13 protein-coding genes are annotated in these 16647 nt (G+C 70.6%); 12 read left to right on the forward strand and 1 reads right to left on the reverse strand.

Features of this window, described 5'->3' with window-relative positions; all coding sequences use genetic code 11:
• The 12 genes from murF (at position 1) to ACFXKG_RS25625 (ending at position 12916) form a co-directional block, all read left to right on the forward strand.
• A complete protein-coding gene (murF, locus tag ACFXKG_RS25570) occupies positions 1-1431 on the forward strand; it encodes a UDP-N-acetylmuramoyl-tripeptide--D-alanyl-D-alanine ligase (protein WP_384843454.1) in 1431 nt (476 codons plus the stop codon).
• Positions 1428-2498 carry a phospho-N-acetylmuramoyl-pentapeptide-transferase gene (gene mraY / locus ACFXKG_RS25575; protein ID WP_382897735.1) on the forward strand — a complete coding sequence of 357 codons (1071 nt, stop codon included), beginning with the start codon at positions 1428-1430 and terminating at the stop codon, positions 2496-2498. The genes murF and mraY overlap by 4 nt, the downstream gene beginning before the upstream one ends.
• Positions 2495-3895: a UDP-N-acetylmuramoyl-L-alanine--D-glutamate ligase gene (murD, locus tag ACFXKG_RS25580; RefSeq protein ID WP_384843457.1), complete on the forward strand. Its 1401-nt coding sequence runs from the start codon at positions 2495-2497 to the stop codon at positions 3893-3895. The genes mraY and murD overlap by 4 nt, the downstream gene beginning before the upstream one ends.
• Positions 3896-4065: 170 nt before the next feature.
• Positions 4066-5505 carry a putative lipid II flippase FtsW gene (ftsW, locus tag ACFXKG_RS25585; protein ID WP_384843459.1) on the forward strand — a complete coding sequence of 480 codons (1440 nt, stop codon included), beginning with the start codon at positions 4066-4068 and terminating at the stop codon, positions 5503-5505.
• A 6-nt stretch (positions 5506-5511) separates the two neighbouring features.
• Positions 5512-6606 carry an undecaprenyldiphospho-muramoylpentapeptide beta-N-acetylglucosaminyltransferase gene (murG, locus tag ACFXKG_RS25590; RefSeq protein WP_384843460.1) on the forward strand — a complete coding sequence of 365 codons (1095 nt, stop codon included), beginning with the start codon at positions 5512-5514 and terminating at the stop codon, positions 6604-6606.
• Between the two features lie 21 nt (positions 6607-6627).
• The gene (locus ACFXKG_RS25595; RefSeq protein WP_384843463.1) at positions 6628-7419 is read left to right on the forward strand and encodes a cell division protein FtsQ/DivIB; all 792 of its coding nucleotides are present in this window, start codon (positions 6628-6630) and stop codon (positions 7417-7419) included.
• Positions 7420-7695: 276 nt separating this feature from the next.
• Complete coding sequence (gene ftsZ, locus ACFXKG_RS25600; RefSeq protein WP_384843466.1) at positions 7696-8907, forward strand: cell division protein FtsZ; 1212 nt, start codon at positions 7696-7698, stop codon at positions 8905-8907.
• A 27-nt stretch (positions 8908-8934) separates the two neighbouring features.
• On the forward strand, positions 8935-9642 hold the full coding sequence (gene pgeF, locus ACFXKG_RS25605) for a peptidoglycan editing factor PgeF (protein WP_384843589.1): 708 nt from the start codon (positions 8935-8937) through the stop codon (positions 9640-9642).
• Positions 9643-9701: 59 nt separating this feature from the next.
• On the forward strand, positions 9702-10421 hold the full coding sequence (locus ACFXKG_RS25610) for a YggS family pyridoxal phosphate-dependent enzyme (RefSeq protein ID WP_384843592.1): 720 nt from the start codon (positions 9702-9704) through the stop codon (positions 10419-10421).
• A gap of 124 nt (positions 10422-10545) precedes the next feature.
• On the forward strand, positions 10546-11157 hold the full coding sequence (locus ACFXKG_RS25615; protein WP_382897751.1) for a cell division protein SepF: 612 nt from the start codon (positions 10546-10548) through the stop codon (positions 11155-11157).
• 93 nt (positions 11158-11250) lie between these two features.
• Positions 11251-11547 carry a YggT family protein gene (locus tag ACFXKG_RS25620; RefSeq protein ID WP_365806590.1) on the forward strand — a complete coding sequence of 99 codons (297 nt, stop codon included), beginning with the start codon at positions 11251-11253 and terminating at the stop codon, positions 11545-11547.
• A 49-nt stretch (positions 11548-11596) separates the two neighbouring features.
• A complete protein-coding gene (locus ACFXKG_RS25625; protein WP_384843470.1) occupies positions 11597-12916 on the forward strand; it encodes a DivIVA domain-containing protein in 1320 nt (439 codons plus the stop codon).
• A gap of 222 nt (positions 12917-13138) precedes the next feature.
• Here ACFXKG_RS25625 and ileS read toward each other — a convergent pair whose 3' ends face one another.
• Positions 13139-16309, reverse strand: coding sequence for an isoleucine--tRNA ligase (ileS, locus tag ACFXKG_RS25630; protein WP_384843473.1), 3171 nt, complete (start codon positions 16307-16309; stop codon positions 13139-13141).
• Positions 16310-16647 lie beyond the last annotated feature (338 nt).

Genomic DNA, 16647 nt, shown 5'->3' on the forward strand with positions numbered 1-16647 from the left:
GTGATCGCCCTCTCTCTCGCCGAGATCGCCGCCATCGTCGGCGGGCAGCCGCACGACATACCGGATCCGGCCGTCCGCGTCACCGGCTCCGTCGTGTACGACTCCCGCGCCGTCGAGCCGGGCGGCCTCTTCGCCGCCTTCGCCGGCGACCGGGTCGACGGCCACGACTACGCGCGCCGCGCCGTCGAGGCGGGCGCGGTGGCCGTGCTGGCCACCCGCCCCGTCGGCGTGCCCGCCATCGTCGTCGACGATGTCGTCCAGGCCCTCGGCGCCCTCGCCCGTACCGTCGTGGAGCGCCTCGGCGCCACCACCGTCGCGCTGACCGGATCGGCCGGAAAGACCAGCACCAAGGACCTGATCGCGCAGCTCCTGCGACGCGCGGGCCCCACGGTCTGGCCGGAAGGCAACCTGAACAACGAGATCGGGCTGCCCGTCACCGCGCTCCGCGCCGAACAGGACACCCGCTTCCTCGTGCTCGAAATGGGCGCGCGCTACATCGGGGACATCCGCTACCTCACCGGACTCGTCCCGCCCACCGTCGGCCTCGTCCTGAACGTCGGCACCGCGCACATCGGCGAGTTCGGCGGCCGGGAACAGATCGCCCAGGCCAAGGGCGAAATGGTCGAGTCCCTGCCGTCCGCCGCCGACGGCGGGGTCGCCGTCCTCAACGCCGACGACCCGCTCGTTCGCGCCATGGCGTCGCGCACGAAGGCGCGCGTCGTGCTCTTCGGGGAGTCGGGCGAAGCAGACGTACAGGCAGAGAACGTCCGTCTCACAGCCACCGGACAGCCCGCGTTCAGCCTTCGAACACCCTCCGGGTGCAGCGAGGTGACGCTGCGGCTGTACGGTGAGCACCACGTGTCGAACGCGCTCGCCGCGGCCGCCGTCGCCCATGAGTTGGGCATGTCCGTCGACGAGATCGCAGTGGCGCTCTCCGAGGCGGGAACCCTCTCCCGCTGGCGTATGGAGGTCACCGAGCGCGCGGACGGCGTGACGATCGTCAACGACGCCTACAACGCGAACCCCGAATCCATGAGAGCGGCGCTCCGTGCGCTGGTCGCCATGGGTGGTGCCTCACGGGCCGAGGGGGGCCGTACATGGGCGGTGCTCGGGCAGATGGCCGAGCTGGGTGACGCGTCGCTGTCCGAGCACGACGCGGTCGGACGGCTCGCCGTCCGGCTCAACGTCAGCAAGCTCGTGGCAGTCGGGGGCAGGGAAGCGGCCTGGCTGCGAATGGGCGCTTACAACGAGGGTTCGTGGGGTGAGGAGTCGGTGCACGTGTCCGACGCGCGGGCGGCGATCGACCTGTTGCGCAGTGAACTGCGTCCGGGAGACGTCGTGCTGGTGAAAGCTTCCAGGTCGGTCGGCCTCGAAAAGGTCGCCCAGGCACTGCTGGAGAACGCCACCGAGGGCGAGGTCGCCGGCCGATGAGGCAGATCCTCTTCGCGGGAGCCATCGGGCTCTTCCTCACCCTGATCGGCACACCGCTGCTGATCAAGCTGCTGGCGAGGAAGGGGTACGGGCAGTTCATCCGGGACGACGGACCCCGTACCCACGGCAGCAAGAAGGGCACGCCCACGATGGGCGGCATCGCCTTCATCCTGGCCACGCTCATCGCGTACGCCCTGGCGAAGGTGCTCACCAGCGAGACCCCGTCCTTCTCCGGTCTCCTCGTCCTGTTCCTGATGGCGGGAATGGGGCTCGTCGGGTTCCTCGACGACTACATCAAGATCGTGAAGCAGCGGTCCCTGGGACTGCGCGCCAAGGCCAAGATGGCGGGCCAGCTCATCGTCGGCATCGCCTTCGCGGTGCTCTCGCTCCAGTTCGCCGACTACCGGGGCAACACACCGGCCTCCACCAGGCTGTCGTTCGTCGCGGACTTCGGCTGGTCCATCGGCCCGGTGCTCTTCGTGGTCTGGGCGCTGTTCATGATCCTCGCCATGTCCAACGGCGTGAACCTGACGGACGGTCTGGACGGCCTCGCGACCGGCGCCTCGGTGATGGTCTTCGGCGCGTACACCTTCATCGGGCTGTGGCAGTTCCAGGAGTCCTGCGCCAACGCGATGACCCTGACCAACCCCAACGCCTGTTTCGAGGTACGAGATCCACTCGACCTCGCGGTCGTCGCCTCCGCGCTCATGGGTTCCTGCTTCGGCTTCCTGTGGTGGAACACCTCCCCCGCCAAGATCTTCATGGGTGACACCGGATCGCTCGCCCTCGGCGGCGCGCTCGCAGGTCTGGCGATCTGCTCGCGCACCGAGTTCCTGATGGCGATCCTCGGCGGCCTCTTCGTGATGATCACCATGTCGGTGGTCATCCAGGTCGGCTCCTTCAAGATGACCGGCAAGCGCGTCTTCCGTATGGCGCCACTCCAGCACCACTTCGAACTCAAGGGGTGGTCGGAAGTCCTTGTGGTGGTCCGGTTCTGGATCATCCAGGGCATGTGCGTCATCGTCGGTCTCGGACTCTTCTACGCGGGCTGGGCGGCAGAGAAGTGAACTGGCAGGGCAAGCGGGTCACCGTCGCGGGTCTCGGGGTCTCCGGGATCCCGGCGGCCCGGGTGCTGCACGGTCTCGGCGCCGTCGTCACCGTCGTCAACGACACGGACGACGAGCGGGCCCGCGCCCAGGCCGCCGAGCTGGAGAAGCTCGGCGTGACGGTGCGCCTCGGCGACGGGGCGACCCTGCCCGAGGGCACCGAGCTGATCGTCACGGCCCCCGGCTGGGGGCCCGGCAAGCCGCTCTTCGCGGCCGCCGCGGCGGCCGGCGTGGAGATCTGGGGCGACGTCGAACTGGCCTGGCGGCTGCGGAAGCCCGGAGCCGCCGCCTGGCTGGCCGTCACCGGCACCAACGGCAAGACCACGACGGTCAGGATGCTCGCCTCGATCCTGACCGCGGCGGGGCTGCGCACGGCCGCCGTCGGCAACATCGGCGTCTCGCTGCTGGACGCCGTCACCGGCGAGGAGACGTACGACGTCCTCGCCGTGGAACTGTCCAGCTACCAGCTCCACTGGGCGCCGAGCCTGCGCGCCCACTCCGCGGCCGTGCTCAACCTCGCCCCCGACCACCTCGACTGGCACGGCTCCATGGCCGCGTACGCCGCCGACAAGGGCCGGATCTACGAGGGCAACACCGTCGCGTGCGTCTACAACGCGGCCGACCCGGCCACCGAGGACCTGGTCCGCGCGGCCGACGTCGAGGAAGGCTGCCGGGCGATCGGCTTCACCCTCTCCACCCCGGGCCCCTCCCAACTCGGCGTCGTGGACGGCATCCTGGTCGACCGGGCCTTCGTCGAGAACCGCCGCGAGCAGGCCCAGGAGCTGGCCCAGGTCTCCGACGTGAACCCGCCGGTCCCGCACAACATCGCCAACGCCCTCGCCGCCGCGGCCCTCGCCCGCGCGTACGGTGTCGAACCCGCCGCCGTACGCGACGGACTGCGCGCGTTCCGCCCCGACCCGCACCGCATCGAGCGCGTCGCGGAGATCGGGGGCGTCACGTACATCGACGACTCCAAGGCCACCAACACGCACGCCGCGGAGGCCTCCCTCGCGTCGTACGACCCGATCGTCTGGATCGCGGGCGGCCTCGCCAAGGGCGCGAGCTTCGACGAACTCGTCACCGCCGCCGCGAAACGGCTGCGCGGCGTGGTCCTGATCGGGGCCGACCGTGCCCTCATCCGCGAAGCACTCGCGCGACACGCCCCCGACGTCCCGGTCGTGGACCTCGACCGGACGGACACTGGGGTGATGTCGGCGGCGGTCCGCGAAGCGGCGCGGCTCGCGCGACCGGGGGACACGGTCCTGCTGGCCCCCGCCTGTGCCTCGATGGACATGTTCGTCAACTACAACAAACGAGGCGAGGCGTTCGCCGACGCGGTACACGCCCTGGACGAATGAGTCCGTAGCCGCCGAGCACGCCTGACCGGTCCGGCCACGGCGCCGTGCTGAACTGTTCCCGGGGCCGCGACAGCGGCGGCCCCGCCGAACACGCCCCGGCCCGCCGAACGCCGCGACATCCGCGACAGCCGTGACGGCCGCGCCAGGCACGACTGGAGGGGACAGCGACGATGCCGGCCGACGACATCGCGGACCGGGAACGCGGACCCGCGGCGATCCGCTGGGGCCTCGCGGGCCTGCCCGCGTTCGGCGGAGCCACCGCGCTCCGCGGCAGGGCGCCCGGCGCCGCCGTACGCAGGCCGCCCGCGGCCCGGCGCGGGGGCAGGGGAGCCAGGACCCCCCGCCCGCCCCGTTCCGCCCGCACCAGGCGCTTCTACGAGCGGCTGCGACGGGCCTGGGACCGGCCGCTCACCGCCTACTACGTGATCCTCGGCAGCGGCCTGCTGATCACCGTGCTGGGCCTGGTGATGGTCTACTCCGCGTCGATGATCTACGCGCTCCAGAACTCGCTGCCCGCGACCTACTTCTTCCGCAAACAGTTCCTCGCGGTGATCCTCGGCGCCGGACTGCTGTACGCCGCCGCCCGGATGCCCGTCAAACTGCACCGCGCCCTCTCGTACCCCATGCTGGTCACCACCGTCTTCCTGATGGCGCTCGTCCAGGTCCCCGGGATAGGGCGGTCCGTCAACGGCAACCAGAACTGGATCTACTTCGGCGGCCCGTTCCAGCTCCAGCCCAGCGAGTTCGCCAAGCTCGCCCTCGTCCTGTGGGGCGCCGACCTGCTCGCCCGCAAGAACGACAAACGGCTGCTCACCCAATGGAAACATCTCCTGGTGCCCCTGGTCCCCGGCGGCTTCCTGCTGCTCGGACTGATCATGCTCGGCGGCGACATGGGCACCGCGATCATCCTCACGGCGATCCTCTTCGGGCTGCTCTGGCTGGCCGGCGCCCCCACCCGGCTCTTCGCCGGGGTGCTCGGGGTCGCCGGGCTGATCGGCTTCATGCTCATCCAGACCAGCCAGAACCGGCTCGACCGGTTCGGCTGCATCGCCGCCAAGGACCTGGGGCCCGAGGGCGAGTGCTGGCAGGCCGTCCACGGAATCTACGCCCTCGCCTCCGGCGGATGGTTCGGTTCCGGCCTCGGCGCGAGTGTGGAAAAGTGGGGTCAACTGCCCGAACCGCACACCGACTTCATTTTCGCCATCACCGGGGAGGAACTGGGGCTGGCGGGGACGCTGTCGGTGCTCGCACTGTTCGCGGCTCTAGGCTATGCGGGTATTCGCGTGGCCGGACGCACGGAGGACCCCTTCGTGAGGTACGCCGCGGGAGGCGTGACCACCTGGATCACGGTGCAGGCCGTGATCAACATCGGTGCGGTGCTCGGCCTGCTGCCGATCGCCGGAGTCCCGCTCCCGCTGTTCTCCTACGGAGGGTCGGCCCTGCTGCCGGCGATGTTCGCGGTCGGGCTGCTGATCGCGTTCGCACGGGAGGATCCCGCCGCGAAGGCGGCCCTGGCCGTCCGGCAGCCTGTCCTCGGCAGGAAGCGGCCCGGGGTGAGTTGGAAGACGATGAGACGGCGCGTCAAGAAGCGTCCGTCCGGAGAGCGGTGAATTTCGGTGCATGTCGTACTCGCCGGTGGGGGGACCGCCGGCCACATCGAGCCCGCGCTCGCCCTCGCGGATGCCCTGCGCAGGCAGGACCCCACCGTGGGGATCACGGCCCTCGGCACGGAGCGGGGGCTGGAGACCAGGCTCGTACCCGAGCGCGGGTACGAGCTCGGGCTCATCCCCGCCGTACCGCTGCCGCGCAGGCCCACCCCCGAACTGATCACCGTCCCGGGGCGGCTGCGCGGCACGATCAAGGCGGCCGAGCAGATCCTGGAGCGCACCAAGGCGGACTGCGTGGTCGGCTTCGGCGGCTACGTCGCTCTGCCCGGCTATCTCGCGGCCAAGCGGCTCGGGGTGCCGATCATCGTCCACGAGGCCAACGCCAGGCCCGGACTGGCCAACAAGATCGGCTCGCGGTACGCGGCCGCGGTGGCCGTCTCCACGCCCGACAGCAAGCTGCGTGACGCCCGCTACATCGGCATCCCGCTGCGCCGCACCATCGCCACCCTGGACCGCGCCCGGGTGCGCCCCGAGGCCCGGGCAGCCTTCGGGCTCGACCCCAACCTGCCGACGCTGCTGGTCTCCGGCGGCTCGCAGGGCGCGCGCAGGCTCAACGAGGTGGTCCAGCAGATCGCCCCCGTGCTCCAGCGCTCCGGGATCCAGATCCTGCACGCGGTCGGCCCGAAGAACGAAATGCCGCGCGTGGACAACATGCCCGGTATGCCGCCCTATATCCCGGTACCGTATGTCGACCGGATGGACCTCGCGTACGCCGCGGCCGACATGATGCTCTGCCGCGCGGGCGCGATGACCGTCGCCGAACTCTCCGCCGTCGGCCTGCCCGCCGCGTACGTCCCGCTGCCCATCGGCAACGGCGAACAGCGGCTCAACGCGCAGCCGGTGGTGAAGGCCGGCGGCGGACTGCTGGTCGACGACGCGGATCTGACGCCCGAGTGGGTCCAGAGCCAGGTGCTTCCCGTGCTCGCCGATCCGCACCGGCTGTTCGAGATGTCGCGCGCGGCGGCCGAGTTCGGTCGCAGGGACGCCGACGACCTGCTCGTCGGCATGGTGTACGAGGCGATCGCCGCACGCCGGAGGGCGTAGGCGCAGGCAGGAGGCAGCAGCGTGGCCGGACCGACGACCGCCGAGCGCGGCGCACGACCGAAGCCGGTCTCCGGCCATCCCGGTGAGGGGGGCGGGGGCGGCCGGTTCCGGCTGCCGCGCCCCCGGCTGCTGATCGCGGTGACCGCCGCGGCCGTGCTGACCGGTGCGGTGCTCTGGGCGCTCTACGGCTCCCAGTGGCTCCGCGTCGGGACGGTGACCACGTCCGGCACCGAGGTGCTCTCCCGTGCCGAGGTCGAGTCGGTGGCGGCGGTTCCCCTCGGGGAGCCGCTGGTCTCCGTCGACATGGACGCGGTGGAGTCCCGGCTGCTGCGGAAACTGCCCCGTATCGACTCCGTCGACGTCGGCCGGTCATGGCCGGACGGAATCAGTCTGAAAGTGATCGAGCGAAAGCCCGCTCTGCTCATTGAAAAAGGCGCAAAGTTCATCGAAATGGACGCCGAGGGTGTCCGTTTCGCCACCGTCGACAAGGCGCCCCGCGGTGTCCCGCTGCTGAAAATGACGGTCGGTCGATCGGCCGGTTCCGGTCGCTTCGGCACCGACCGGCTGATGCTCGAAGCGGTGGCCGTCCGGAGCGAACTCCCCGGCGCGGTAGCCAGGGAGACCAGGGCCCTCAGGGTCCGATCGTACGATTCCATCGCCCTGGAGCTGACCGGTGGACGTACGGTGATGTGGGGAAGCGGGGAGGACGGGCCGGCCAAGGCGCGTGCGCTCACCGCCCTCATGAAAGCGGTCCCCAAGGCGGGGCACTTCGATGTGAGCGCACCCACGGCGCCTGCCGTGTCCGGGAGTTGACGGACATCTGCGCTGGCCAGCACCCTGGTTGGTCAGCGCTATGGGTGATCACATAGGGTGAAAAGAAAAACGGGAGGTTCGGCGTGTTCGTTGAACGCGCGCCACTTGTCGACTTAGTGTCCTGTCCGGAAGAGTCCATGAAGCGGACACACTGGTAACCCTGAACTTCAACGTGAGGGTTTGGGTCGGCGATTCGGACCGTCCCATCGGCATCAGTCGTCACGGCGCCACATCAGCTCCGTGACGACACGTAACTCGAGGCGAGAGGCCTTCGACGTGGCAGCACCGCAGAACTACCTCGCAGTCATCAAGGTCATCGGTGTCGGCGGCGGTGGTGTCAATGCCATCAACCGAATGATCGAGGTCGGTCTCAAGGGCGTCGAGTTCATCGCGATCAACACGGACGCGCAAGCCCTGTTGATGAGCGACGCCGACGTCAAGCTCGACGTCGGCAGGGAACTCACCCGTGGCCTCGGCGCCGGCGCCAACCCGGCGGTCGGCCGCAAGGCGGCCGAGGACCACCGCGAGGAGATCGAGGAGGTCCTCAAGGGGGCCGACATGGTCTTCGTCACCGCGGGCGAGGGGGGCGGCACCGGCACCGGCGGCGCACCCGTCGTGGCCAACATCGCGCGCTCGCTCGGCGCCCTCACGATCGGTGTGGTCACCCGCCCGTTCACCTTCGAGGGCCGGCGCCGCGCCAATCAGGCGGAGGACGGCATCGCCGAGCTCCGCGAAGAGGTCGACACCCTCATCGTCATCCCCAACGACCGGCTGCTGTCCATCTCGGACCGCCAGGTCAGCGTGCTCGACGCGTTCAAGTCCGCGGACCAGGTGCTGCTGTCGGGTGTCCAGGGCATCACCGACCTCATCACCACCCCCGGGCTGATCAACCTGGACTTCGCCGACGTGAAGTCCGTGATGTCCGAGGCCGGCTCGGCACTCATGGGCATCGGCTCCGCCCGGGGTGACGACCGGGCGGTGGCCGCGGCGGAGATGGCGATCTCCTCGCCGCTCCTGGAGGCGTCCATCGACGGCGCCCGCGGCGTCCTGCTCTCCATCTCCGGCGGCTCCGACCTCGGTCTCTTCGAGATCAACGAGGCCGCACAGCTGGTCAGCGAGGCCGCCCACCCCGAGGCCAACATCATCTTCGGCGCGGTCATCGACGACGCCCTGGGCGACGAGGTACGGGTCACCGTCATCGCGGCCGGCTTCGACGGCGGACAGCCGCCGACCCGGCGCGAGACCGTGCTCGGCGCGGGCTCCGGCAAGCGCGACGAACCGCAGACCCCGGCCCGCCCGGCCGAGACCGGCCGCTCCGCGGGCGGGCTCGGCACGGTGCCGCCGCGCGAGGAGAGCCAGATCCGGGTCGACCCGGCCCCGGTCAACGAGAAGCCGCTCTCGACGGTCAACCAGCCGCAGGTCCCGCCGGCCCGTCCGTACCAGGACAGCCAGGCCGAGGAGCTGGATGTCCCGGACTTCTTGAAGTGACCTGAAGTGATACGACAGTACGAAGAACTGAGCGGCGCGCACTTCGCCTTCACCGACCGGTGGGGCGGGGTGAGCGCCGCTCCGTTCGGTGAGCTCAACCTCGGCGGCGCGGTCGGTGACGACCCCGTCGCCGTACGTGCCAACCGCGACCTCGCGGCGAAGTCCCTGGAGATCGACCCCGCGCGGGTCGTCTGGATGAACCAGGTGCACGGCCGCGATGTCGCCGTCACCGAAGGCCCGTGGACCGACGGCGACATTCCGGCCGTCGACGCGGTCGTCACCGTACGGCGCGGTCTCGCCCTCGCCGTGCTCACCGCGGACTGCGTCCCCGTCCTGCTGGCCGACCCGGTCGCCGGCGTCGCCGCCGCGGCCCACGCGGGGCGCCCCGGTCTGGTCGCGGGCGTCGTGCCCGCCGCCGTCGAGGCGATGGTCTCGCTCGGCGCCCGGCCCGAAAGGATCACCGCCCGTACCGGGCCCGCCGTCTGCGGACGCTGCTACGAGGTCCCCGCGACGATGCGGGACGACGTCGCCGCCGTCGTACCGGAGGCCGGGGCCGTGACCAGTTGGGGGACCCCGTCCGTCGACGTGGTCGGCGGTGTGCACGCACAGCTGGCCTCCCTCGGCGTTCTGGACCTGCGGCGCTCGGACGTCTGCACCCGCGAGTCGGACGACCACTACTCGTACCGCCGGGACCGCACGACCGGCCGGCTCGCCGGCTATGTCTGGCTGGCATGATGGACGGGGCGGACATGCGGGACGAGCGGGATGTGCAGAACGTGCGGGACACACGGGACATGGCGGGGCGAAAGTCCGAACTCGCCGCGAATCTGGCGACGGTGGAGCGGCGGATCACCGCCGCCTGTGCCGCCGCGGGCCGCGAGCGGGAGGAGGTGACCCTCATCGTGGTCACCAAGACCTACCCCGCGAGCGATGTCCGGCTGCTCCATGAACTCGGGGTGCGGCAGGTCGCGGAGAACCGGGACCAGGACGCCGCCCCCAAGGCGGCGGCTTGTGAAGATTTGTCGTTGACCTGGCATTTTGTGGGTCAATTGCAGACGAACAAGGTCCGTTCCGTAGCCAGTTACGCCGATGTGGTGCAATCTGTCGACCGCGCCAAGCTCGTCTCCGCACTCTCCGCCGCGGCGGTACGCACGGAGCGTGAGGTCGGCTGCCTGCTTCAGGTCGCCCTCGACGCCGAGTCCGGCGAGCGTGGGGCGCGGGGTGGTGTGGCGCCCGACGGCATCGAGGAGTTGGCCGCCGCGGTGGCCGGTGCGCCGGGGTTGCGGCTCGACGGTCTGATGACCGTGGCGCCGCTCGCCGGCCGGTACGCGGGCCGGCAACGGGCCGCGTTCGACCGGTTGCTGGAATTGGCATCCCGACTGCGCGCGGACCATCCGGCTGCGAACATGGTCTCGGCGGGGATGAGCGCGGACCTTGAGGACGCGGTAGCGGCGGGAGCGACACATGTACGCGTCGGTACGGCGGTACTCGGAGTCCGACCTCGGCTCGGGTAACGTCGCGAAGCGAGTCGGACCACAGCAGAAAATATGGTCATTTCCGCCGAAAGGCGGTCAGACCCAGTGGATCGAGGGCACTTGGTGACGAGGCCGATCCACCACAGAGCGGAGGACCCAGAGCATGGCCGGCGCGATGCGCAAGATGGCGGTCTACCTCGGCCTCGTGGAGGACGATGGGTACGACGGCCGGGGCTTCGACCCCGACGATGATTTCGAACCCGAGCCGGAGCCGGAACGCGAGCACCGGCGTCACCAGCCCGTACACCAGCCCGAGCGGGAAGAGCCCGTGCGCGTGGCCCAACCGCCCGCGCAGCGCGACCGCGAGCCGGTTTCGCTCGCGGCGGACAGTGGACGTCCGGCCCGAATCGCCCCCGTGGCATCCATCACACCTGAACGTCCCAGCCTGGAGAAGAACGCACCTGTGATCATGCCCAAGGTCGTGTCCGAGCGGGAGCCCTACCGCATCACCACGCTGCATCCGAGGACCTACAACGAGGCCCGTACCATCGGGGAACACTTCCGCGAGGGCACTCCGGTGATCATGAACCTCACGGAGATGGACGACACGGACGCGAAGCGACTTGTCGACTTTGCCGCGGGACTCGTCTTCGGTCTCCATGGCAGCATTGAGCGGGTGACGCAGAAGGTGTTCCTGCTCTCTCCTGCTAACGTCGATGTCACGGCGGAGGACAAGGCCCGCATCGCAGAGGGCGGATTCTTCAACCAGAGCTAGAACACAGCACCGGGAACGACCCGGTCGTACGGCGGGAACGGCCCGCCGACGCGACCGGAATCAGAGTGAGCCAGGGGAGAGGGAAGCAGCGGGATGGGCATCGCACTACAGGTGGTCTACATCGCGCTGATGTGCTTCCTCATCGTGCTGATTTTCCGGTTGGTCATGGATTACGTCTTCCAGTTCGCGCGCTCATGGCAGCCAGGCAAGGCGATGGTGGTCATTCTGGAGGCCACCTACACTGTCACCGATCCACCGCTCAAGCTTCTGCGGCGGTTCATCCCGCCGCTGCGTCTCGGGGGCGTGGCACTCGACCTGTCCTTCTTCGTTCTGATGATCATCGTTTACATCCTCATCGCGGTTGTCAGCAACCTTGCGAGGGGAATGTGAACGAAACGGTCTTGCCGACTGCCGACGACTACGTAGAGGTGAAGAAGAGATGCCGTTGACCCCCGAGGACGTGCGGAACAAGCAGTTCACAACCGTCCGCCTCCGAGAAGGCTACGACGAGGACGAGGTCGATGCCTTTCTCGACGAGGTCGAGGCCGAACTGACCCGCCTGCTCCGCGAGAACGAGGACCTGCGCGCCAAGCTGGCCGCGGCGACGCGTGCCGCCGCGCAGAACCAGCAGCAGCAGTCCATGCGCAAGCCGCCCGAGCAGCAGGACCGACCCGGGGCTCCGGTGCCCGCCGCCATATCCGGACCGCCGCAACAGCAGCAGCCCCCGCAGATGGGCCCGCCCCAACTGCCCGGTGGCGCACCCCAGCTTCCCGCGGGCCCGAGCGCCCACGGCCAGGGGCCGCAGGGCCAGCAGCAGCACGGCCCCGGCCCGATGGGCCAGGGTGGCCCGATGCAGCAGGGCGGACCCATGGGCCAGGGCGGTCCGATGGGCCAGGGCGGTCCGATGGGCCAGGGCGGCCCCATGCAGGGCGGTCCGATGGGCCAGGGTGGTCCCATGCAGCAGCAGGGCGGCCCCATGCAGGGTGGCCCGATGCAGCAGGGCGGACCCATGGGCCAGGGCGGTCCGATGGGCCAGGGTGGCCCCATGCAGCAGCAGGGCGGCCCCATGGGCGGTCCGATGGGCGGCCCCATGGGCGGCCACGGTCCGCAGATGGGCCAGCCCGGTCAGGGTCCCGGCGGTGACAGCGCCGCACGCGTGCTCTCCCTCGCCCAGCAGACCGCCGACCAGGCGATCGCCGAGGCGCGTTCCGAGGCCAACAAGATCGTGGGCGAGGCCCGTAGCCGTGCCGAGGGCCTGGAGCGCGACGCGCGCGCCAAGGCGGACGCGCTGGAGCGGGACGCGCAGGAGAAGCACCGCGTGGCGATGGGCTCCCTGGAGTCCGCGCGCGCGACGCTGGAGCGCAAGGTCGAGGACCTGCGCGGCTTCGAGCGCGAATACCGTACGCGGCTGAAGTCCTACCTGGAGAGCCAGCTCCGGCAGTTGGAGACCCAGGCGGACGACTCGCTGGCCCCGCCGCGCACCCCGGCGACCGCCTCGCTGCCGCCGTCGCCCTCGATGGCTCCGGCCGGCGCGGGCGCGATGGGCCACAGCATGGGCGGCAGCCCGTCCATGGGCGGTCCCTCGATGGGGGGCCCCTCGATGGGCGCGCCGTCGCCGGGTCCGTCGTACGGCGGGCAGCAGCAGATGTCGCCCGCGATGACGCAGCCGATGGCACCGGTACGGCCGCAGGCGCCGCAGCCGATGCAGCAGGCGCCGTCGCCGATGCGTGGCTTCCTGATCGACGAGGACGACAACTGACAGGTTCGCGCGTGAGGTACGCGCAGCCGTCGGCAGGCTGAAAAGGGCTGGGCCCGGGACGTGTGTCCCGGGCCCAGCCCTTTTGCATGACCCCGCCGGTGCGGGGTGCGGGTGGGGGCCGCCGCGCGGGGCATTCCCCTACCCGCCCCTTCCCGAACCGGGGCTCCGCCCCGGGCCCCGGTCCTCGAATGCCGGACGGGCTCGAGGGGGCCCTTGAGGGGCTTACACCTTGCGGAGGCGGAACGTGAGGGACAGGCCCTCGTCCTCGAACGGGGTGCCGTACGTGGCGTCCGCGTCGCCCGGGGCGAAGTCCGTCGCCAGGACCTCGTCCGCGATCAGCGGCGTGTGCGCCGTCAGCGCCTCCGTCGTCGCGTCGTCCGTCGCCGTCCAGCGCACCGTGATCCGGTCCGCCACGTCCAGGCCGCTGTTCTTGCGGGCCTCCTGGATCAGGCGGATCGCGTCCCGTGCCAGGCCCGCCAGGCGCAGCTCCGGGGTGATCTCCAGGTCAAGGGCGACCGTCGCGCCGGAGTCGGAGGCGACCGACCAGCCCTCACGCGGGGTCTCCGTGATGATCACCTCGTCCGGGGCGAGCGAGACGCTCTCGCCGTCCACCGTCACCGACGCCGTACCGTCGCGCAGCGCCGCGGACAGGGCCGCCGCGTCCGCTTCCGCGACCGCCTTCGCCACGGCCTGGACGCCCTTGCCGAAGCGCTTGCCCAGCGCGCGGAAGTTCGCCTTCGCCGTCGTGTCGACCAGCGAGCCGCCCACCTCGGAGAGCGTCGCCAGCGCGGAGACGTTCAGCTCCTCGGTGATCTGGGCGCGCAGTTCCGGCGAGAGCGCCTCGAAGCCCGTCGCCGCGATCAGGGCGCGCGAGAGCGGCTGGCGGGTCTTCACCCCCGACTCGGCACGCGTCGCGCGGCCCAGCTCCACCAGCCGCCGTACCAGCGCCATCTGGCGGGAGAGCGTCGGGTCGATCACCGACAGGTCCGCCTCCGGCCAGGTCGCCAGGTGCACGGACTCGGGCGCGTCCGGGGCGACCGGTACGACCATGTCCTGCCAGACCCGCTCCGTGATGAACGGGGTCATCGGGGCCATCAGCCGCGTCACCGTCTCGACCACGTCGTGCAGTGTGCGCAGCGCGGCCTTGTCGCCCTGCCAGAAGCGGCGGCGCGAGCGGCGTACGTACCAGTTCGACAGGTCGTCGACGAAGGCCGAGAGCAGCTTGCCGGCCCGCTGGGTGTCGTACGCGTCCAGCGCCTGCGTGGTCTGGTCGACCAGCGCGTGCAGCTCGCTCAGCAGCCAGCGGTCGAGCAGCGGCCGGTCGGCCGGGGCCGGGTCGGCGGCGCTCGGCGCCCAGCCGGACGTACGGGCGTACAGCGCCTGGAAGGCGACCGTGTTCCAGTACGTGAGGAGGGTCTTCCGCACGACCTCCTGGATCGTGCCGTGCCCCACGCGCCGGGCCGACCAGGGGGAGCCGCCGGCCGCCATGAACCAGCGCACCGCGTCCGCGCCGTGCTGCTCCATGAGCGGGATCGGCTGGAGGATGTTGCCCAGGTGCTTGGACATCTTCCTGCCGTCCTCGGCGAGGATGTGGCCGAGGCAGACGACGTTCTCGTAACTCGACTTGTCGAAGACGAGCGTGCCGACGGCCATCAGCGTGTAGAACCAGCCGCGCGTCTGGTCGATGGCCTCCGAGATGAACTGCGCCGGGTAGCGCTTCTCGAAGAGTTCCTTGTTCTTGTACGGGTAGCCCCACTGCGCGAACGGCATGGAACCCGAGTCGTACCAGGCGTCGATGACCTCGGGGACGCGGACGGCGGTCAGCTCGCAGCCGTCCTGCGGGCAGGTGAAGGTCACCGCGTCGATGAAGGGGCGGTGCGGGTCGAGCCCGCTCTGGTCGGTGCCGGTCAGCTCCGTCAGCTCGGCGCGCGAGCCCACGCACGTGTGGTGGCCGTCCTCGCAGCGCCAGATCGGCAGAGGGGTGCCCCAGTAGCGGTTGCGGGAGAGCGCCCAGTCGACGTTGTTGTTCAGCCAGTCGCCGTACCGGCCGTGCTTGACCGAGTCGGGGAACCAGTTCGTCCGCTCGTTCTCCTCCAGGAGGCGGTCCTTGACGGCCGTCGTACGGATGTACCAGGACGGCTGCGCGTAGTAGAGGAGCGCGGTGTGGCAGCGCCAGCAGTGCGGGTAGCTGTGCTCGTACGGCACGTGGCGGAAGAGCCGGCCGCGCTCCTTGAGGTCCGCCGTCAGCACCTCGTCGGCCTTCTTGAAGAAGACGCCGCCGACCAGCGGAAGGCCGGCCTCGAACGTGCCGTCGGGGCGGACCGGGTTGACGACAGGGAGGCCGTACGAGCGGCAGACCGCGAGGTCGTCCTCACCGAAGGCGGGGGACTGGTGGACCAGGCCCGTGCCGTCCTCCGTGGTCACGTACGCGGCGTTGACGATGTAGTGAGCCTCCTCGGGGAACTCCACGAGGGTGAAGGGGCGGTCGTACGTCCACCGCTCCATGTCGCGGCCCGTGAAGGACGCGCCGGTGGTCTCCCATCCCTCGCCCAGCGCCTTGCCGACCAGGGCCTCGGCGACGACGAGCCGCTCCGTGCCGTCCGTCGCGACGACGTACCGGACGTCGGGGTGCGCGGCGACCGCGGTGTTCGAGACCAGCGTCCAGGGGGTCGTCGTCCAGACCAGCAGGGACGCCTCGCCGGCGAGCGGGCCCGAGGTGAGCGGGAAGCGGACGAAGACCGAGGGGTCGACGACCGTCTCGTACCCCTGCGCCAGTTCGTGGTCGGAGAGCCCGGTCTGGTCGCGCGGGCACCAGGGCGCGACCCGGTAGTCCTGGACCAGCAGGCCCTTGCCGAAGATCTCCTTCAGGGACCACCAGACGGAGTCGATGTACTCCGGGTTCATGGTCCGGTACGCGTTGTCGAGATCCGTCCAGAACCCCATGCGGGTCGTCAGCTCGGCGAACGCGTCGGTGTGCCGGGTGACGGACTCGCGGCACTTGGCGTTGAACTCGGCGATGCCGTACGCCTCGATGTCCTGCTTGCCGGTGAAGCCGAGCTCCTTCTCGACGGCCAGCTCCACGGGCAGGCCGTGGCAGTCCCAGCCGGCCTTGCGGGCGACGTGGTAGCCGCGCATGGTGCGGAAGCGCGGGAAGACGTCCTTGAAGACGCGGGCCTCGATGTGGTGCGCGCCCGGCATGCCGTTGGCGGTGGGCGGGCCCTCGTAGAAGACCCATTCGGGGCGGCCCTCGGACTGTTCGAGGCTCTTTTCGAAGACCTTGTTCTCACGCCACAGGTCGAGCACGGCGTGCTCCAGCGCGGGCAGGTCGACCTGGGCGGGCACCTGGCGGTACCGGGGGCCGGTCGCGGTCGTCGGCGCGGGTTCTGGTGTCATCGGGGGCTTCCTCCGGCGGATCTGCGGCGTCTCCGTCGAAGGGACGAGAGCTGGGCTCCCGCGGTACCACCCTTCTTGGCCCCGGGCGTCGCCGCCCGTGGCCCCCTCATTGGGGTCGCGCTGCCGGTTCTACTCGCCCCGGGGTGACCTGGGCTTTCTTCCGGCGGCTCCGGGGTGATGCTTCACGTCGCGCTCTGCCCCCGGGCTCGCACCGTCCCCGGGTCGCTCATGGCCGCGTACGACGCTACTCGTCCCCATCCACGCCTCTCGCTGGGCCCAGTGTACGGGGCGGCGCCCGGCCCGGCCGACCGGTTTTACGGCGGGCGGGGCGGCCGGCC

The organism is Streptomyces sp. NPDC059255, assembly GCF_042752355.1.
Lineage (GTDB): Bacteria > Actinomycetota > Actinomycetes > Streptomycetales > Streptomycetaceae > Streptomyces.